The following is a 19983-nucleotide window of genomic DNA, read 5'->3' on the forward strand; positions in this document are numbered from 1 at the left end:
GATTGATGTATGACAGAATTTTGGGAAGCAAGTTTTATAGAAAATCAAATGATGTGGGGATTTGAAGCTGCAGATTCCGCAATTTTGACGAAGGATTTTTTCCTTGAAAAGAAAGTGAAGGATATATTGATTCCTGGTATTGGATATGGAAGAAATGCAAAGGTTTTTATTGATAACGAAATACAAGTAACAGGTATTGAAATTTCAAAAACAGCGATCGAATTGGCGAGGGAAAATGAAATTAATGCTAATTTATTCCATGGTTCAGTTACGGATATGCCTTTTGATAACAAACTGTATGATGGCATATTTTCTTATGCACTTATTCATTTGTTGAATAAGGATGAGAGAGAGAAGTTTATTAAAGATTGTTATAGTCAGTTAAAACCAAACGGATATATGATTTTTACTACTATTTCTAAAGATGCCCCAATGTTTGGGAAGGGGAAACAACTTGGTAAAGACTACTTCGAGATAATGGAAGGGGTAAAAATGTATTTTTATGATGTTGACTCGGTACAACAAGACTTTGGAAAATATGGACGGATAGAAACTACGGAAATTTTGGAGCCGCATAAAAATATGGAAAGTAAACCTCCATTTAAATTTATAATGATCAAATGTCAAAAAACACTATAATTACAATTGTGTAAAAAATAGTGAGATATTCACTAATTATTTTTTAAAGGCGAAGTAAGGGAAGTCAAAGGACTTCCCTTACTTCGCCTAATTTTTATTTTATGTGAAATGGTAACCGAACCAAAGGAAAAATAAAATAATTGCTGCATTAAATAACGTAAAGGTTAAACCGATGATAGATAAAATTTTCTTTTCGGTACGACTACAAAATGAGATAACCGCTAATATAATTGCTATAACAGCAAAAGTTACCATGAAATATACGAAAGGAGCTACGTAATCTACTCCAACTCTTTCTAAAATAGGGAGAAAGAGATTAATATTTTGTTTGCTTCACTTTTTTTCGGTACACTACAGCTAGATGGTATTACTGACACGTACAAGTTATCAACAATCTTTATGTTGAAAGAATCTTAGCGTACGAAATTCGCGTTTTGTTGGTGCGACCACATCTCTATTAAGCTAACAGATGCAATCACCTTCAACTATCCCTTATCAGATACAAGGTAACAGATGTTTTTATAATTTGAAAGACGAGGAAACGAACTTGGAGGGAGTATTGGAAGCATACAATAAATACATTGAGGGGGCATGTTTGAGAAGATTAAATCAATGGAAAAGGAAATGATTTTTAAGTCTGGGCTATGGACCTATCCTCCCGTTCTAATTAACTAAAAGAAGAACTTCCCCATACCGATTAGACTACTAAGCATTCCTATTCCATTCATGGTGCCTTTTCCTACTGTAAGTAAGTTTCCAAGCATTCCTGCCTGACAGTTACCTCCGTTATTCCTCCATCCCATTGGGGGCCATGAACCACCCCATCCCATGGGATTTACCTGTCCTCCCCATCCTGGAGGGTTTCCAAAAACACCCGAGTTATTGGTACTAAAGTTAAAAGCCTTGGCTGGCGGCGATAGTAAAGCGGCAAGATGCCCTTGTGCGAACATCCCTGTATGATTGAATGGTTGAGCCCAAGGGAAGGGGGGTTTTTGAAAATTGAAACCTGCATGGCCTGATAATGGAGCCGAATTAGCAGGATGTCCTTGGGGCATCATCCCCGCATAATTGTTTGGCTGGCCCCAAGAGAAGGGGGAGGGCTGGGGATTGAAACCCGTATAATCGGCTGATGAATCCCAACCAACTGGATAGACTCGATAACTCCAATTCCCAGGAATCTTCAAACCATTCATTCCCTCAGCTTTAGTTATTTGGAGCTGTGAATATAATGATGCCATTGAAATTTGGTTATTATATTGTTCCCCGTTTCCCTTTGAATTCAAATACCAATATTGGTGCATACGCTTATTCCCCTCACTTTAAAAATGTAATGTTAGACTTAGCCTATGTAATATTCCTTTTTATGGATAGTTACATAACTAGATCTACAAGCCCGTATTTAAAGGAATGGGTGCGTGGTCTTGTTGATTTATCCCGCTATTTGTGGGCAGTAAGACCCCCGCCTCAAAATTCAGCGAAAGCAAAGAAGTTTGGGGGGGACTGCCTGTAAAAGTCCCACTGATTAAAGTTTCACTTTATTTTAGAAGAGGATTTTCAGTTGCTCCTTTTGTTTATTTCAGGCCTAATTTAATTTCCGTTAACAAACGTGTTTATATATTCATTCAAAATCTTATTTAAATGTTTATAAAGGTTTAATCAATAAAAAAGATTTTAAAATGTTATGTTGAGCAAGTAGAATTGCTAAAAAGAGAATATCCATTCGAAGAGTTTGGCAAAATACTGCAAGGATAATGTATTCTTGTGCAGATATGCAAACGATTTAAACTAATCAATGAAATTTATAATGAAGGGGCAAATAAATATATGAGTGAAACATTACATAAAAGAAAACCACCATATTTAATGCTTGTAATCCTTTTTATTGGGGCATTTGTTTCATTTCTAAACAACTCGCTTTTAAATGTAGCCTTGCCATCAATAATGAAGGATTTAGACATTAAAGATTATTCAACGATCCAGTGGCTTTCTACAGGGCTCTAAACGAAAAAACGGTATTCTTTCTATCTAAGATGTAGAAGGATTATCGTTTATTTTTTTTGAAATGTAAAAAAAAATTAACATTAATAACAGAATTATATAAACTAATAATGTAAAAGTTTTTGGCAAAATTAGGGGTGATGTTCATAAAAATGGAGAACATACTTCGTATTTTACGTAAAGAGAAAAAGCTTTCACAAGAGATTTAGCTAAATCCCTTGGTGTAACAGTTGATTAAAGTTTCACTTTATTACTTGTAAAGGGGTATTCAATGTATCGTACTATTGAAAAACCCGAATTTAATTAATTAAATGCGATAAAATCTTTTTAAAAATAATGAAATTTTAGGAAAAATAAGGTACACTAGTCAATGGTTTTAGTTTAAAATCGATTGACGTTAATGTATACGGGGGAAAGATTGATGAACAATAATCCAATAAATGAATCAGTTGAAGAAGTTGAGAGAAAACGAGTAAGATCAAGCAAACGTTTTACAAATTGGAAGCTTATTGCAGCGGGTGTTGGTGTAATTGTACTTCTCATTGGAGGAATGAGTTATTATCAGACAACTCACTTCAATTCAAATGTTACGATTAATGACACAAAAGTCGGTGGTCTGAACGCTGATCAGGCAATACAGAAATTAAAAACATCTGGACTAGAAAACAAAGTCTATGTTGATCAACAACAAATTTTAGATGAAAAAGATACAAAAACGGAACTTACGGAAAAAGATTTGCCTCAAGTTAAGAAACTATTAAAAAGCCAGTGGACATTTTTCCCTTCCTCAAAGGAAAAAAAATATTCAGTGCTACCGGAAAAGGCGGATCAGTATCGTAGTGAAACGATGAAAAAACTTGTAGAAGAAAAGCTCATCTCTATGAATGAAAAATTAAAAGCGCCTCAAGATGCTATGGCGAAGCTTGAACAAGGAAAAGTTGTTATTTCGAAGAGCGTTGATGGAAAACAGTATGACGTTACTAGTCTACTGAAAGATTACGACAAGCAGAAGTATAAAAGTGAAATTCATCTGAAGTCTACATACATACAGCCTATTAAAGAAGACGATCCGATTGTCAAAAAAGAGGAGAAAGCACTACAGAATCTTCTTGGGCAGTCTGTTGAGTATAAAGTGCAGAATGAAGTGTATCCTTTAAAAGCGAAAGATTTAATTCAGAATGCCTCTATGTCAAAGGATATGAAAGTTACAATCGATGCGAGCGACATTAAAAATAAGATTGCTGAAATTAATAATGCTAAATCAACATTAAATAAAAATTTCAGCTTTAAAACCCATTCCGGTTCGGTCATATCAGTAAAAGGACAAGGCTACGGCTGGGCACTAGATGTTGAAAAAGAAACAAAACAAGTTCAACAAGCTTTTGAAAAGGGTGAAAAATCGCTATCTGCTTCTAATATCCATGGAAATGGTTGGGAGAAGGAAGGTATCGGTTATGAAACAACATCGAATAATGGCATCGGAGACACGTATGCGGAAGTTTCAATTGCAGATCAACAAATTTGGATTTATAAAGATGGGAAATTAGTCGTCACAACAAATGTAGTAACTGGTAAACATAGCACGAGTGAAGATACATCACCAGGTGTGTGGTACGTTCTATATAAACGAACACCATACACGCTGAAAGGCAGCGCAGTAGGTAAAGCTGATTATGCAGTTAAGGTAGATTACTGGGTTCCATTCACAAATAGCGGCCAAGGATTCCATGATGCAGGCTGGCGAAAAGACTGGGCAAATAATGCTTATTTAACAGGGGGATCAGGCGGGTGTGTAAACCTTCTTCCTAATGTTGCAAAAACTGTATATGATAGTTTGAACACTAATGATCCAGTTATTGTGTACTAGAAAATAGCTACGTATCAAGAAATAAATAAAGCAGGAAATCTTATCTGATGGTACATGAAAAAACACCTCTTGAATTCGCATATTTAGTGTGCAAATTCAATGGAGGTTTTTTTTTGTTTGAAAACAAGAGTTCATTGCCTATAAGAAACGAAGTAGAAAGAGATTGAGATGATAAATAGATATTCAAATAGTCAATAAAATTGACACTGAATATCATTTTCATTTATTATGAAATCGTCGCATGTAATTGGACATGATTTTTGTGAAAAAGTTTACTTTTTTATTAATATAATAGATTTCTATTAAGGTGTCCCATTTAAGAATTTAAGCGTAGGAAAGGGTAAAATAAAAATGAACTGGAAAAAAGGCGGATTATGGATTATTATTTTTTTCATTGTAAAGGGTACGATTTCTACACTTTTAATAGTTACAGGTGCTAAATATTTTGATTTATCATTTATGCAACTTTTCGTACTAATACTGATCTTATTACTGATTTCTCTCATAAGTCGAAAATTGCTGCATAGACATAAACAAAACAAAAAGCAAAAAGAGCTAAATATATAATGAAGCCCCAGAGACCTTTGGATTTCTGGGGTTTTACTTATTCAATAGTGAGTTTTAGGTCCGCGATACGAATGATACACTCCATCAGTTTTATTGGTTGTAAATTAAAAAAACATTAATTTTATTGAATAAATAGAAAACACTTTTCTTTTTCTTTTATTTAATTTAATATCAATAAGGGCACCAAAAAAATAGATAGGGGTGCTAGAATGTACGGTATTATTAATTACGAAGTGTTTTTACTAACAGGGATTTTATTAAATCTAATTCCTGGCGCAGACACCATGTATATTGTGGGAAGAAGTATTTCACAAGGTAGAAAAGCAGGTGTGTATTCTGTTTTTGGTATTATTACTGGTTCTTTAGTTCATACATTATTGGTTGCTTTTGGTTTATCTATTATACTTACAAAATCCATTGTGTTATTTAACACCATTAAGGTTATAGGTGTTATCTATCTTGTATATTTAGGGATTAAAATGATACTTGATAAAACAAATGTAGCTTTCCAAGCCTCATCCAATAAATTGAACATTAGAAAGATATATTTACAAGGACTCTTAACAAGTCTCACGAATCCAAAAGTCTCTTTATTCTTTATTGCGTTTCTTCCGCAATTTATAGATACAAAGGCTTCAGGCCCTATGCCTTTTATCATTTTAGGAATTACTTTTACAGTCACTGGATTATTGTGGTGTTTATTTGTTGCTTATTTCTCTTCATATGTCACAAAAAAATTAAGAGGAAATCAAAAGGTAGGGATGATTCTAAATAAAGTAACTGGAATGATTTTTATTGGTATGGGGTTAAAGTTGCTTCAAACGAAGGCTCCTCAATAAACCTGAATAATATAAAAATGCCCCCTTTCAAGAAATGTTATCTTTGATTTAAGCTAATTTCTATATACTAAAAAGCCCCTTCAAATTTGAAGGGGCTTTTTGCTTGTTATTTTGGTTTATCTAAAAATTTATTTCATAGTGCAGGATCTATTTTAATTAATTGTCATGAATATATGTGCCCTCCAATGACAAGGTTAAATCTTTTCCAGTATTACATTTAGAAAACTAGAATAGAGGAATCTAGTTATACCAACTAAATGCAGTCTAAGACATTTTTTAACTGAACATTTGGGAAAGAATGTGTTTCTTAACTTAATAGCGATGGAGTAGCACCCCATACCCATCAAGCTGAAAAGGAAAAACACCTTATAACAAAAAAATTCTGCACTATTTAAACTCTGGTAACAATTCATATGATCAAGAATAATTGAGCTAACAGATTTCGTTAAGTTATTATAATATAAAAAAATTAAATTCACCTTCTGCAATCCATTCAAATGGCTCAATTTCCGCATCTTTTGAATTCCCTGAAAGTGCTAAACCTAAGCAAAATAATTAACTATCTCATGCAAGAAAGTTAGGCTAGTTAATCGCATATGTTTTATTGAAGGGATGTGATTGAATTATGGAACGGCCGAATTGGAGAATTGGAGGATTAGTATTCGTTGGCTGCATGTTTCTTGGCGGAGGAGTGGGATCTATATTAGGTGATACTCATGCTGGATGGCTAATAGGGATGGGTGCTGGATTTATTGGGATGGCTTTAACGAGACTGATCAGAAAGTAATATAACGGGGATTATTCTTCCGGTAAATAAGAAAATATGTATGTAAGTAATTCGTGGTATAAGAGCTCTATAAGTTATAGTTAGAAGTTTCTCTTTTCTAAATTTCTCCATACATAGATATGATTCTCAAGTCGGAGGATGGCACCTTAGGGTGTCTTTTTTATGCTCTCTAAAAATGTCTTAACATATATAGCCGAGTTAATTCAAATAATCAAGAATAATTGAGCTAATAGATTTCGTTAGATTGCCATCATCTTTTTGTAATAGAATAGATTCATTACCGTTTCAGACCGATGTATTCATTCATAACCTAACAGTAAAAGGGGGATGATTAAAGGCATGGCGTTTAATGATGAATTAATTTGTCAACAGTTTGCAAGAATTATCGGTGGCCAAGAAGGATTCGCCGGTGGAAAATGCGTGGCAACAATAAATCGGGATGAAATACAAGCGACAATCTTAGGAAAACGTTTTAGAGTAACAACTTCCTTCTCATTCGAATCAAGAGATAATAAAACTGGACGGGCATTATGTCTAGGGCGGATAGCGCTCTTACAAAAGGAAGTCAATGGATTTGTTGCTACAATTATTAAACAAGGAATAATCGTTTCGTCTATACACAATGAGTGGTTATGTGATGATCCAAATTTAATTTACGTTAATATCGAAGATGTTGATGATCCACTAATTTTCGCAAGGAAAGTTAGAAGAGCATTATGCAATTAACCAATTTTTTTAGTTAAATGAGTGATTGTGTTGATTAGAATATTTCAGATTGTTGAATGGTATACTTGGAAAATAGATTTAAGTAGATGGTTTTATAAAATCTCATATATAGCTAAAAAGAGTAACTCCATTTTGATCGCTTTTTTTCAAAATGGAGTTTTTGTATTTACTTTTAAATAAGGACTGAAGAGAGCTTTTTAATCAATCTTTATTCTAAAGCTAAAACCGAGCATACATTATGCTCGGTTTTCAATAGGTAGTTTAAATGTAAAAGTACTGCCTTCTCCTAATTCACTTTCAACGGTAATTTCTCCTCCGTGTAGTTCTATAATCCATTTTACCATCGACAATCCTAAACCTGTGTTTCCATTGTTTGAAGAGGTTCGTGCTGCGTCAACTCGATAGAAGCGGTCCCATATTTTCGCAATATGTTGCTCGCTGATGCCTATGCCATTATCGGAGACTTTACCTATTATGTTGGTTTCATCCCGGAACAGTTGCATATTCACAGTGCCGTTCGCTTTGCTATAAGCAATCGCATTCGTTAGTAAATTCATTAATAAACGCATCATCAATGTTTGATCTGCTTTAATAAACAGGTCTTCCTCTATATGTGTTGTTATATTAATCGAAGCTTCTTGAACCATTAATGAAAGCTCTTCTACAACGATTTCCGTTAATTCACTCATATTGATACATTCAAATTGAAAAGTATTATGCTTTTCTTGGTCAACTCGTGCTAATAATAAGAGTTGCGAGATTAACACGGACATTTTACGCGATTGCCTTAAAATTACTTCTAACGATTCTTCCATTTCTTTCGGATTATTCCTCTGCGATAAAGCGTATTCGCATTGCGAAATAATAACAGATGTTGGTGTTCTTAATTCATGAGATGCGTCAGATGTAAATTGTTTTTCACTTTCGAATGATGTCTCCAATCGCTCAAACATTTTGTCAAAGGTTTGTGCTAAATGATACATTTCGTCTTTCGATGAACCTTGTAAATTAATTCTCTTCGAAAGGTCTTTACCATCACCAATTTCACTGGCTGAATCACTCATTTGTTGCACAGGTCGAAACGCTCTTTGCGTAATAAAATATCCTCCCACTGCCGCAATGAGAATAAGTAATGGAAATGAGATGAGTGTTACCACAATAAGCGTATTCATGGTTGATGATAATTGATTCATGGTCATTATGCCACGAACCCAGACTTGCTCATCGCCGCCTACATTATGGAGAAAATCATATACTATCCATTCCTTATTACCGTCTTTAATGGTTTGTATTTCATCGGATTTAAGCGATACCTTTTTATTAAAGGTTGTTGGATTATGTCCTGCCAGCAGCTCACCTTGTTTACTATAAATGATGATATTTACTCCATCTTCTAAGGCTTCAAATTCATCGTCAATCTTTAACTGTCCATGCTTATATTCGATATCTTCAATGCTTTCTTTTACTGTGCTCTTCAATTGATTTTTCATATTAAAAAGCAAAACTTTATCTGAAGAAGTTAAAATAAAAGCTAACACGAGTGCCATAATAATTACAACTAGCCCCGTATACCATAGGGTCACTCTCATTTTTATTGATAGTCTTTTCATGATTCTACTCGCAATACGTAACCAGTTCCTCGTACTGTATGAATTAACTTCGTTTCAAACTGGCTATCAATTTTTTTGCGAAGATAGCGGACGTAAACATCAATAATATTCGAGCCACCTTCATAGTCGTAATTCCACACATGTTGCTCAATTTTATCTCGTGTCAACACAACTTCTTTATTACGAATCATATATTCTAAAATAGCAAATTCTTTACTGGAAAGATTGATAACTTGATCTCCTCTTGTTACTTTATGCATATTGCAATCCACCACTAGGTCAGCGATTTCAAACACATTAGATGTATTTCCTGTTTTTCTTCGCATCAACACTCGAATTCTTGCTAACAGCTCATCAAAAGCAAAGGGCTTTACTAAATAATCGTCCGCACCTAAGTCGAGTCCTGTTACGCGATCATCAATTGTATCTTTAGCTGTAAGAAGCAAGACAGGAGTTGTATTATTGTCCGCACGTAATCTTTGTAATACTTGTAAACCATCTATTCCGGGAATCATAATGTCAAGCACAATCAAATCGTAGGTAGCCATGTTTATATAATCCAAAGCATCTTCTCCATTCCCACATCCATCGACACTATAATATTCTGCATTTAATCGTTTTACCAATATATTTTGTAAGTCTTTTTCATCTTCGACAATAAGAACTCGCATTAACATTCTCCTTTTCTTCTTATTTATATGTATCACTATAATTCCGAAACATTAAAGAAAGATTAGAAACTATTTAATTATATCATTTTATCCCGCATTAACGGGCAGTAAGACTCCTACCTCAAAATTCGGCGAATGCGAGAGAGTTAGGTGGGAGCCCTGCTGCCCGTAAAAGCCCGATTGGTGAGGGCTGATAATCAGTGGGGGATGGACAAAACCCCCACTGATTAAAGTTTCACTTTATTTTTTGGCACATTAATCTTCCTTTAATGTTTGTTCAGTAATATAAGGACATGGATAAGGTGCACATGTAAAGGGAGGAGAACATAATGGGAAAATGGATGATGATTGGAGCAATGTCTTGTTTATTCTTAACAGCTTGTTCTACTCAAGCTGATAACGATACAGAAATACAACAACTGAAAGTAGAAAACGATACATCACAAAAAGAAGGTACGCAACTACAACAAGAACCACACAAAACAGGGCCTGCTATGAATGATACTAAGCAACACAAGATTTCAAAAACGAAGTCACATCTATTGTAGAAAAGGCAAATAATACGAAACCAGTTGGAGCAAAAGAAGATAACTTAAATACGTACTTAGCAGCAAAAAAAGAAATTGACCAATTAGATGACAAGATAGATCTATCTGATGATCAGCTAGAAGCAGATTTTCACGCTGGGACGATAACTGTTGAACAATATCAAATACAAGAAAGAGAACAAGATATACTTGAAGATCAATTAGAGCAAGCAGAAAATGTACTTGAAGCAAGATTTGGAATAAATGATTAATTATTAAGGAGTGGATGGAAATGTTAAAACATAAAAAGAAAATAATTATAAGTGTAATTGCTATTTTAATAATCGGTATCGCTATTGTTGGTGGATATTATGGTATGGGTTACAATTATGCGAAAAAGAATGAAAACTATACAGAGAAACAAGTTCGTGAAATTTCTTTAGTTCATACAAATGGAGAAATTATTAATGTGAAAAAAGAATTCGAATTAGAAGATGACAACTTAGCACAATCTAAATTTGAATATGAAGTGGAAATCAAGACACCTGAGAATCTATTAAATATTTTAAAGGTTAGTGCTAGAACAGGCACGATAGAAATCAATAATGAAGACTGAAGAAATATTGATAAATAAAATATCACGTATTTTAAAAAACTTCTAACAAAATTTGTTAGAAGTTTTTTCACGTTTATACTCTACTATTCTAAAAGGGGCCAGCTACATCGCTATCAAGTTAAGAAATACACTCATCTAAAAAACAAAAATATAGACTGTATTCATCATTTTCTACTCCTCACAAAATGATTGTTTTTTAATCTGGGTAAATTTTTAGGTTGAAGGTTACGGTTCTTCAAACCATTGCTGCACTTGCGAAAAAAGGGGCCAAAATTCCGGCTCCTTTTTTTCGCTATTTGTGGGCAGTAAAACTCCCACCTCAAAATTCAGCTGGAGCAAAGGAGTTAGGTGGGAGCCCTGCTGCCCGTAAACGCCCGATTGGCGAAGGCTAATAATCAGTGGGGATGGACAAAACCCCCCACTGATTAAAGTTTCACTTTATGAAGACCTAGTTAGTTTGGAAGTTTGAAAATGATGAGGTGATACAAGTGCAAACAGGAGTTATTTGTAAACAATGTAATAATGAATACAAACATCTAAAGCAATATGATAAAAGGTTGGTGGTCCTCCATGCCCATCAACCTTTTTATTATGAAGTAACACCTAAACGTATTATATTATTTTTTTTATTAACAGACATAAAAATAATTTGTTTTTATTGATAATTACCAAACACCATTGTAAAATGTTTGTATATATATAAACTAAATCGATTTTCGTTTGATTTTAAGAGGGGAGGTAGGAAGTGTTAATAATAATAAAATAATGGTTATATCACCTACAAAGAGCCGTAAAAAGAATGGAACCAGTACGGAAAAGATACTTTTGTGAAAAGTTCAAAAAATAATAATTATTTACTCTTGAAGAAAATTTACAACCATATGGAGAATAAGGTTATGCAAAAAAAGTCTTAAAAGGGGGACGGAATTATGGAACAAAGAAAGTTTTCAGTAACACCTCAAGATCGAATGAATTATGTATTAGGTCTTTATTCTGCAGATCAACAAATTAATGCAGTTCTTTATTTTCCTGTAGGTATATCAAAGGAAATACTTGAACAATCAGTAAGGATAACGTTACAATTGCAGCCGGTTTTGAACAGCCGGTTTGTAGAAAATGATATCCCTTACTGGGAGGAACATTCATCTGCCACTAACTCACCTATTTGCCTTTTTGCAGAAGGAAATAATCAAGAACTTGAAATAATGGCAATAGATTTTATTAAGGAACCCGGTGATCGTATTCAGGGGCCTATGGTTCAAACAAAATTATTACGAGGCACTACAACAGATATGTTAGTTGTGAAATTATCTCATCTATGTTCAGATGGCGCAGGGGTCAAGGAATATATTAATTTGCTTGGAGCAATTTATACTCAACTTTCCTTGGGACAATCTAAGAATCAAATTATGAAGGAATTTGGTGAGGGAAATGAGAGTTTTCGAGATCAATCACATGTATTCAAATATGCTGGAATATCGGACATAAAAAGCGCGTATCGTCCTAGCCAAGAACAACAAGCATCGTTATGGTCTTTTCCATCTCAACCCAACAAAAATAAATCCCCTCAAATGTCTGTACGGCGGTTGAGCCATGAGCAATCTCTACGTCTAACCCAATGGACAAAAGCACAACAGGCTACCTTGAATGATGTAATCATGACTGCCTACTTCCGAGCTTTATCACATTTCACTGTGTATGCAGAACCTCGCACCGCAGAAAAAATGATCGGTTTAACAATTGATTTACGTCGATATCTGCCTAATTATACAACTGGTGCTATTTGCAACTTATCCGGCATGGAAATGCCAGTGATTAAAATGGAGGATAATGAATCATTTAATCAGACTCTCGTTCGAATTAAACAATCAATGGATAAAATAAAGTCTCAAAATCCAGGTCTGTCTTCAGCAGCAGGAATGGAGCTACTGGCAGGTATGAAGCCTATCTGTGGTGAAGGAAATGTATAATCAGCAATACGAGCAGGCTTTACAGATGGGGATGGCGTTGCCGTTACTGACAAATTTCGGGGTGATCGCTGATGAACCTATTCAGTTTGGTGAAGTTCAAGCTGAGGACGGGTATATGACATCACCCATTATGTATGCGCCATTCTTTTCAATGGGTGCAAGCTTTTATAATGGGGGACTTACATTTACGATTGGTTATCATACACCGGATACATCAAAAGAAGAGGTAGACAAATTTTTAGAAAGTGTTGTTAATCAACTATCATAAATAAAAGGGAATATAGAGCGGAAATTTCTAGCGGAATTGTATTTTAGTGGCTCGTCCCCATGTTCATCAAGCTAATATTTTGAAGTATCCCTAAAACGAAAATTTTATATCACTACAACAGTTATTTATGAGAATTCAGGTCATTTTTTTCGTTTTGGGGTATTCGCTTTTCTTAGCTTGATGATTATGGGCGGTACCCCAGTAAAGAAAGAAATAGGGAAAATACCCTATTTCTATAAAAAAATATAATTATTAAGTCGAAAGTAACGATAATAATTAGAAGTAACAAGTGTATAAGTGCATCAGTTTTTCCATTTAATAAAGACTTTATAAAGAAATCCCATTCTGTTTCATAAGGAGGCTCTGCCCAATTTCGTTGCAGTCCTAAAGCCATTCCGTTTATGAAAAAGATAATACTTAATAGGATTCTTCCAACAAATACGGCAGCCACTTTTATATTCCAGCGCTGTATCTTAATTACATACAGGATTGGAAATAGAATAAGTATCCAAAAAATAATAATATAGATTGTATTAATCATTCTCTACTCCTAACAAAATGATTGTTTTTAACATAGTTGATTCTTCGGATTGAAGCTATATTTCATTGTTACCGGTTTAAAAACAAGGGCCGGAATTCCGGCTCTTTTTCTATCCCGCAAAATAAAGGTTTACTTTATCTCTCCGTCTCAAAAAACTCAATCCACTCTCCATCAGGACCAGCGAAGAATATGTAACGTGTTCCATCTGGTAATGTTTCAATTTCTTCGCCTAGTAAAAATGTTACTTTGTGGCTTTCTAGTCTTTTGATTTCATCTTCTAATGAATCCACTTTAAAGCAAATGTGATGTACTTTTCCTTCTGCCGGAAGGGAAGAGTTGTAACCTTCAATTAGTTCAAGTATCGTTTCTTTCGATTCTTCCACACCTAAAAAAGCGAGTTTTAAGTCTGGATTTGGATGTCCCATACGTTTAATGAGTTGTAAGCCGACTACTTCTTCATAAAATGAGATAGATGTTTCTAAGTTTGCAACCATAAGTCCAACGTGTTCTATTCTTCTAACTGGCATGTAGATTCCTTCCTTCTTTCTGAAAATTATATACAATATATTATTGAAAATTAAGAAAATAAGCAAGATAAAAACCTTACAAATTTTAGCGTGTTATATGGTATAGTGAGAAAGTATGTTTGGGGAGAAGGAAGGAGATTATACGATGAATACAACTACTCAAACTCCTTCATTATCGGCAACGATGAAAGAGTGGCATTATGCATTAGCGTATGAAATTAAACATTGGAAAACGATAGGTGGTAGTAAAATTTCTATCATGAACGGTCGTTTTTTATATACAGATTATGAAAGTACAGTATACGTATTTCAGCTTATTTCGGAAGTAAGCTTACCTGAAGGTTCACCAATTCGAATTGAGTTCGATGGTGAGGAAGCGACGGGGGAAGTATTATCTGTACATGGATTAGAAATAGAACTGAAATTAAATGATTATATACAAGGTGAAATACGAGAAGCGGTTTTATACAGTGAACCGTGGCAATTGTTAGAACAACTACAAGAGCGATTGAAAGAGGCACATAAAGATAAGCTAAAACGTAATCGTATAAAGCGTCTTGTTGATGGGACGAGCAGTCCGAAACATCTTGAAAAGATGAAAAATACGAAAAATGAATTGGCGTATCGTTCTTTTTACAATCCAACAACGTACGTGTGGGGACCACCGGGAACAGGGAAGTCGTACAATTTATCACGTATTATTTCGGCTCATTATCAAAAAGGAAAATCGGTACTTGTGTTAGCTCATAGTAATGCGGCAGTAGACGTATTAATGAGCGAGGTAACGAAGCAAATTGAGAAGAAAAAGAAATGGACGCCTGGCGAAATTGTTCGTTACGGTTATAGTCAACATGAACATATACGAAATCATGAAACGTTACTTGCATCGAAGTTAGTTGAAACGACGAATGGATCTTGGGGAGAAGAAAGACTCTATTTAGAAGAGACACGACAAGATCTTCGTGAAAAGATTTTATCATATAAAGCGACTTCTGCTGATAAGAAGCGTATACAAGAGATTGAAAGTGATCTTCGAAAGCAAAAAGCGAAAATTAAAGAAGTAGAAAAAGAATACATTGAAAATGCGAAAGTAATCGGCGCAACTTTATCGAAATGTGCCATTGATTCACTTATTTATGAGCGTACATTTGATTTAGTTGTCGTAGATGAAGTGAGTATGGCATATGTTCCGCAAATTGCATTAGCTGCTTCACTTGGAAAACGTATTGTCGTTTGTGGTGACTTTTTACAATTACCTCCAATTGCGATGGCGAACCATGAACTCGTTCGAAAATGGCTCGGCGAAGATATGTTTTATCATGCCGGGATTGTTGATTCTGTAAATAAATCAGAAGCACATCCGAACCTTTTCATGCTGCAGGAGCAAAGACGTATGCATACGGATATATCGAAGTTTACGAATTCATTTATTTATAAAAACAGAGTATACGATCATCCATCTGTTTCAGAGCGTAAAGAACTTGCGAAACTGCAACCGTTCGCAAATGAGGCGAGTGTTTTATTTGATACGAGCTTAATGGGAGCCTTTTCTTTAAAAGACGCTGCTTCCGGTTCTCGTTTTAATATTATGTCTGGTTTAGTAGCGATGCAAATGATGTTAATTGGATTGTTAGACGGTGTTCAATCTATCGGTGTAGTTACGCCTTACAGGGCACAGTCCCGCTTTTTATCAACGTGCATTAGAGAAATGTTGCAGAAAACGAAATATCAAAACATACCAGTTTTAGCGGCGACAGTTCATAAGTTTCAAGGGTCTGAAAGAGATATGATGATCTTTGATACGGTAGATAGTTATCCGCAAGAACGCCCTGGCGTGTTATTATTTGATCATAAAAACCATCGCCTCGTCAATGTAGCAGTAACGAGAGCGAGAGGGAAGTTCATTCAATTATCAGATTGCCATTATATGCGTAAAAACCTTTCGAGAAAACAAGCGTTATCACAATTAACAGCTCATATAGAACGTCACGGAGATGTATATGATCGCACGACATCAAGACAATTGTGGGAGCGGAAAATTTCGAAACGTTTACGCTGGTTTATGGAAATGAATCTTGAAGAGTCGAAAGGGTTATTGAAAGATATTTTAGCCGCAAAACGAAAAATTATCATTTCCCTTCCAAGTACAAGGCAAGTAGATAAACGAGTATGGCAAGCGTTAATGCGTACAAATGCGCAAATAACGGTGTATAGTGATGGACCAGTTCCATTAAAAAATGTAAAATTACAAAGGCAAAACAAAGCGTTCCCGTTTATAGTAATCGATGATGAAATCTTTTGGGCAGGAGCACCTCTTACATCTCAAATGATGTTTGAAGGTAGTATGGAATTTCCGTACATATGTGCAAGATTACAAGCACCTGAAACAATTGGCGTATTAAAAGGGTTTTTAGATATTCGGTAAATTCAGATAGGAATTCCTTGACTTTTGTCTGGAATGAACTTAGAATGAAAATAATTTAATATAATTTTATGAAAATTCTTATCACGAGAGGTTGAGGGACTGGCCCTATGACACCTCGGCAGCGGATTCTTTATGAATACTGTGCCAATTCCAGCAAGGTAACTTGAAAGATAAGAAAGAAGCTCATTTTGACTGTATATACAGAAGCCTCTTTCTATCTTTTAGAAAGAGGCTTTTTTACGTGAAAATAAAAGGAGGAAGAAAAATGGGAGCGACAGGAGTAACGTCACAAAGAAAAACAATTGAAGAGAGTATAGAAAGAAATACGGAAAAGTACATAGAAACAAGTCATAATATTCATGCGAATCCGGAGATTGGTAACCAAGAATTTTACGCATCAAGAACGTTAAGTTTGTTGTTAGGAAGCGCAGGATTTCAGTTGCAGCACAATATAGCTGGTCATGAAACAGGGTTTATCGCGCGAAAAAGTTCCGGGAAACAAGGACCAGTTATCGCATTTTTAGCTGAGTATGATGCTTTACCAGGACTCGGTCATGCGTGTGGTCACAATTTAATCGGAACAATTAGCGTTGCAGCAGCGATCGCGTTATCAGAAACGCTTGAGGAAATCGGCGGAGAAGTTGTCGTGTTCGGAACACCAGCAGAAGAGGGCGGGCCAAATGGTAGCGCAAAATCGAGTTATGTGAAAGCTGGCTTATTTAAAAACATTGATGCGGCGCTTATGATTCATCCGAGCGGAAAAACAGCTCCAACGAGTCCGTCACTAGCAGTTGATCCACTAGATTTTCATTTTTACGGAAAAACAGCTCACGCAGCGGCCTCACCAGAAGAAGGAATTAACGCATTAGATGCGATTATCCAGCTGTATAACAGTATTAATGCACTTCGCCAACAACTCCCATCAGATGTGAGAATTCATGGTGTTATTACTGAGGGCGGGAAAGCACCTAATATTATTCCTGACTACGCCGCAGCAAGGTTCTTCATCCGCGCAGCAACGAGAAAAAGATGTGCGGAAGTAACAGAGAAAGTAAGAAACATCGCACAAGGAGCAGCGTTAGCAACAGGTACAAAAGTAAAAATTCATCAACTCCAAAATGAAATCGATGAACTACTCGTAACAAAAACATTTAATGACGTCGTAGCGGAAGAGTTAGAACTACTAGGTGAAGATGTAAACCGTAAAGAAAGAGTAGGAATTGGCTCAACAGATGCAGGAAATGTAAGCCAAGTCGTACCGACAATTCATCCGTACATTAAAATCGGTCCAGACGATTTAATTGCGCATACGAATGAATTTAGAGAAGCAGCACGTTCAGAACTTGGAGATAAAGCGCTAATCACATCGGCAAAAGCACTAGCAAATACAGCGTATCGATTAATTACAGAAGAAGGTTTGTTAGAGAAGGTGAAGGAGGAGTTTAGGGAGGCGCGGAAGAATCAAGGATAGGGAAGAAGGAGAATTATACTCGGGATTTTTTAGTAGGAAATTGAATGAAAAAAGAACCAGCCTATGGCTGGTTTTATTATATTATAAAAGAATTTTTCCACATACACTTCATATTTCTACCTTAGTACCCTCTTATCAGAACGACAATTTCTCTTCAAATTCACTCTTTAAAACAATTAAAGGAGATGATAATCCAAATTGCATTAAAGAGTCTAAAAATGCAGCGAGAGAATCCATCGAATCGCTCATGACTTTCATCATATAATTAAATTCCCCGCTAATTCGATATAAATCTGTTACTTCAGGAGCGGCATTACAATATTGGATGAAATCAGAGCATTGACTCGTTTTGAACATAATAAATGCTTGGATGTTTTTATTAATTTTGGAAGGCTCAAATTTCGTTCGGTAAGCAGCTATAACCCCTTGATCTTCAAGCTTGTTAATGCGTTCTTTTACAGCAGGCTGCGTCATGGATATAATACGTCCTATTTCTGAAACAGAAATTCTCGCATTTTCATACAACAAGTTCATAATTTTATGGTCAATTTCATCTAGTTTTACTGCGTTTTGCATTGGATAGCCCCCCTTTTTATTTTCTAAAGTAAATCGTAAATTATAACTATAATATCATAAGTGAAGGAACTAAATTACCTATAAATCTATATTTAAAATTATTAGTATTTGCTTAAAAATATAAGTATAGGATTTATCCCGCATTAACGGGCAGTAAAACTCCCACCTCAAAATTCAGCTGGAGCAAAGTGGTTAGGTGAGAGATTAACTGCCCGTAAAAGCCCGATTGGTGAGGGCTGATAATCAGTGGGGGATGAAGAAAACCCCCACTGATTAAAGTTTCACTTTATCAAACGAAAATTTAGGAAGGGTGGAAAAAATGAAGAATCTTGATGGGAAAGTAGCGTTAGTAACAGGGGCGAGTCGCGGTATTGGTCGTGCGATTGCGATGAGATTGGCAAACGACGGTGCATTAGTTGCAATTCACTATGGCCGAAATAAAGCAGCTGCAGATGAAACAATTAGTGAGATTGAATCAAATGGAGGAAAGGCATTCTTAATTGAAGCGGATTTCAATTCAATTGATGGTGTCAAAAAGATAGTAGAACAATTGAAGAATGAATTACAAATAAGAGTTGGTACATCAGAGATTGATATTTTAGTAAACAATGCAGGGATAGGTACACAAGGAACAATTGAAAATACGACAGAAGAAGTTTTTGATGAAATTATGTCTGTAAATATTAAAGCACCGTTCTTCTTAATTCAGCAAACATTACCGTTATTACGAGCGGAGGGGCGAGTTATTAACATTTCATCAGCTGAAGTAAGACTTGGTTTTGCAGGGTCCATTGCATACGGTTTAAGTAAAGGTGCACTAAATACGATGACACTTCCTCTAGCTAAACATCTTGGAGAAAGAGGTATAACAGTGAATGCAATTATGCCTGGATATACGAAGACAGATATAAATGCGAAATTGCTAGATAATCCGGAAATACGAAATTTTGCTACGAATTCATCTGTGTTCGGACGAATAGGGCAAGTTGAAGATATTGCAGATGTAGTAGCATTCCTTGCTTCTTCTGATAGCCGCTGGGTAACAGGGCAAATTTTAGATGTTTCTGGAGGATTTTGTTTATAGGGGCACTACTTCATACCCATCAAGCTAATATTTTCATATCCCCCTAAATTAAAATTTTCTTTCTCTACAGATAGCTATTTTGAGAAGCCGCTCATTTTTTCGTTTTGGGGGCATTTCTTTTTCTTAAGTTGATGGGTATGTATGGTGACCCCTATTAGACGATAGTGAATTAACAATTTCGGGGTTCAGTTCAACTTTATTCAAAATAAGATTTTTTTGCAGTAAAATCAATGTTAGTGGAACTTTTTTAATCAAACTTTTTTCTAAATTAACA

General features: G+C 35.3%; 16 protein-coding genes, 3 pseudogenes and 1 riboswitch. Of the genes and pseudogenes, 13 read left to right on the forward strand and 6 right to left on the reverse strand.

Annotated elements, in window-relative coordinates; genetic code table 11:
- The first annotated feature begins 9 nt into the window (after nt 1-9).
- Nucleotides 10-639: a class I SAM-dependent methyltransferase gene (locus B5P40_RS22275; RefSeq protein WP_113709892.1), complete on the forward strand. Its 630-nt coding sequence runs from the start codon at nt 10-12 to the stop codon at nt 637-639.
- 671 nt (nt 640-1310) lie between these two features.
- Here the strand turns inward: B5P40_RS22275 and B5P40_RS22280 are convergent.
- Nucleotides 1311-1940, reverse strand: coding sequence for a hypothetical protein (locus tag B5P40_RS22280; protein ID WP_113709893.1), 630 nt, complete (start codon nt 1938-1940; stop codon nt 1311-1313).
- A 523-nt stretch (nt 1941-2463) separates the two neighbouring features.
- Here B5P40_RS22280 and B5P40_RS22290 point away from each other — a divergent pair.
- From B5P40_RS22290 to B5P40_RS22320, 6 genes and pseudogenes are all read left to right on the forward strand, one after another.
- Nucleotides 2464-2634 (forward strand): annotated as a pseudogene (locus tag B5P40_RS22290) (MFS transporter); the annotation flags it as partial.
- Between the two features lie 424 nt (nt 2635-3058).
- Nucleotides 3059-4504 (forward strand): L,D-transpeptidase family protein, encoded by a 1446-nt coding sequence (locus B5P40_RS22300; RefSeq protein WP_002128059.1) that lies wholly within the window; start codon nt 3059-3061, stop codon nt 4502-4504.
- A gap of 351 nt (nt 4505-4855) precedes the next feature.
- Nucleotides 4856-5071, forward strand: coding sequence for a hypothetical protein (locus B5P40_RS22305; protein ID WP_002017170.1), 216 nt, complete (start codon nt 4856-4858; stop codon nt 5069-5071).
- A 209-nt stretch (nt 5072-5280) separates the two neighbouring features.
- Nucleotides 5281-5910, forward strand: coding sequence for a LysE family translocator (locus B5P40_RS22310; RefSeq protein WP_000274249.1), 630 nt, complete (start codon nt 5281-5283; stop codon nt 5908-5910).
- 625 nt (nt 5911-6535) lie between these two features.
- The gene (locus B5P40_RS32920; protein WP_181462957.1) at nt 6536-6697 is read left to right on the forward strand and encodes a hypothetical protein; all 162 of its coding nucleotides are present in this window, start codon (nt 6536-6538) and stop codon (nt 6695-6697) included.
- Nucleotides 6698-7036: 339 nt separating this feature from the next.
- The gene (locus B5P40_RS22320) at nt 7037-7423 is read left to right on the forward strand and encodes a DUF1259 domain-containing protein (protein WP_002128057.1); all 387 of its coding nucleotides are present in this window, start codon (nt 7037-7039) and stop codon (nt 7421-7423) included.
- Nucleotides 7424-7659: 236 nt separating this feature from the next.
- Here the strand turns inward: B5P40_RS22320 and B5P40_RS22325 are convergent, their stop codons facing one another.
- Together B5P40_RS22325 and B5P40_RS22330 are read right to left on the reverse strand one after the other, a co-directional pair.
- Nucleotides 7660-9033 (reverse strand): sensor histidine kinase, encoded by a 1374-nt coding sequence (locus B5P40_RS22325; RefSeq protein ID WP_002128056.1) that lies wholly within the window; start codon nt 9031-9033, stop codon nt 7660-7662.
- Complete coding sequence (locus tag B5P40_RS22330; RefSeq protein WP_113709894.1) at nt 9030-9704, reverse strand: response regulator transcription factor; 675 nt, start codon at nt 9702-9704, stop codon at nt 9030-9032. Before B5P40_RS22330 ends, B5P40_RS22325 begins: the two co-directional genes overlap by 4 nt.
- 329 nt (nt 9705-10033) lie before the next feature.
- Here B5P40_RS22330 and B5P40_RS22335 point away from each other — a divergent pair.
- From B5P40_RS22335 to B5P40_RS22350, 3 genes and pseudogenes are all read left to right on the forward strand, one after another.
- A pseudogene (locus B5P40_RS22335) lies at nt 10034-10503 on the forward strand (hypothetical protein).
- A gap of 20 nt (nt 10504-10523) precedes the next feature.
- Entirely contained in the window at nt 10524-10847 is a 324-nt protein-coding gene (locus tag B5P40_RS22340) for a PepSY domain-containing protein (protein ID WP_113709895.1), read from the forward strand.
- Nucleotides 10848-11776: 929 nt separating this feature from the next.
- A pseudogene (locus B5P40_RS22350) lies at nt 11777-13085 on the forward strand (condensation domain-containing protein).
- A gap of 184 nt (nt 13086-13269) precedes the next feature.
- On the opposite strand, the gene B5P40_RS22355 reads toward B5P40_RS22350, so the two are convergent.
- Both B5P40_RS22355 and B5P40_RS22360 read right to left on the reverse strand, forming a co-directional pair.
- Entirely contained in the window at nt 13270-13626 is a 357-nt protein-coding gene (locus B5P40_RS22355; protein WP_113709896.1) for a hypothetical protein, read from the reverse strand.
- Between the two features lie 134 nt (nt 13627-13760).
- The gene (locus B5P40_RS22360) at nt 13761-14153 is read right to left on the reverse strand and encodes a VOC family protein (RefSeq protein ID WP_002142402.1); all 393 of its coding nucleotides are present in this window, start codon (nt 14151-14153) and stop codon (nt 13761-13763) included.
- Between the two features lie 115 nt (nt 14154-14268).
- Here B5P40_RS22360 and B5P40_RS22365 point away from each other — a divergent pair, with 115 nt between their 5' ends.
- Together B5P40_RS22365 and B5P40_RS22370 are read left to right on the forward strand one after the other, a co-directional pair.
- Nucleotides 14269-16578 carry an AAA domain-containing protein gene (locus B5P40_RS22365; protein ID WP_113709897.1) on the forward strand — a complete coding sequence of 770 codons (2310 nt, stop codon included), beginning with the start codon at nt 14269-14271 and terminating at the stop codon, nt 16576-16578.
- Between the two features lie 75 nt (nt 16579-16653).
- Nucleotides 16654-16755: riboswitch (SAM riboswitch) on the forward strand.
- 88 nt (nt 16756-16843) lie between these two features.
- Nucleotides 16844-18049, forward strand: a complete 1206-nt coding sequence (locus tag B5P40_RS22370) for a M20 family metallopeptidase (RefSeq protein ID WP_113709898.1) — start codon at nt 16844-16846, stop codon at nt 18047-18049.
- Nucleotides 18050-18184: 135 nt separating this feature from the next.
- Here the strand turns inward: B5P40_RS22370 and B5P40_RS22375 are convergent, their stop codons facing one another.
- Nucleotides 18185-18625, reverse strand: a complete 441-nt coding sequence (locus B5P40_RS22375) for an Lrp/AsnC family transcriptional regulator (protein ID WP_001178569.1) — start codon at nt 18623-18625, stop codon at nt 18185-18187.
- Between the two features lie 319 nt (nt 18626-18944).
- Here B5P40_RS22375 and B5P40_RS22380 point away from each other — a divergent pair, with 319 nt between their 5' ends.
- Nucleotides 18945-19709: an SDR family oxidoreductase gene (locus tag B5P40_RS22380; protein WP_002128046.1), complete on the forward strand. Its 765-nt coding sequence runs from the start codon at nt 18945-18947 to the stop codon at nt 19707-19709.
- Nucleotides 19710-19983 lie beyond the last annotated feature (274 nt).

Origin of the sequence: Bacillus sp. SRB_8, assembly GCF_003264205.1 — a bacterium.
Classification (GTDB): Bacteria; Bacillota; Bacilli; order Bacillales; family Bacillaceae_G; genus Bacillus_A; species Bacillus_A mycoides.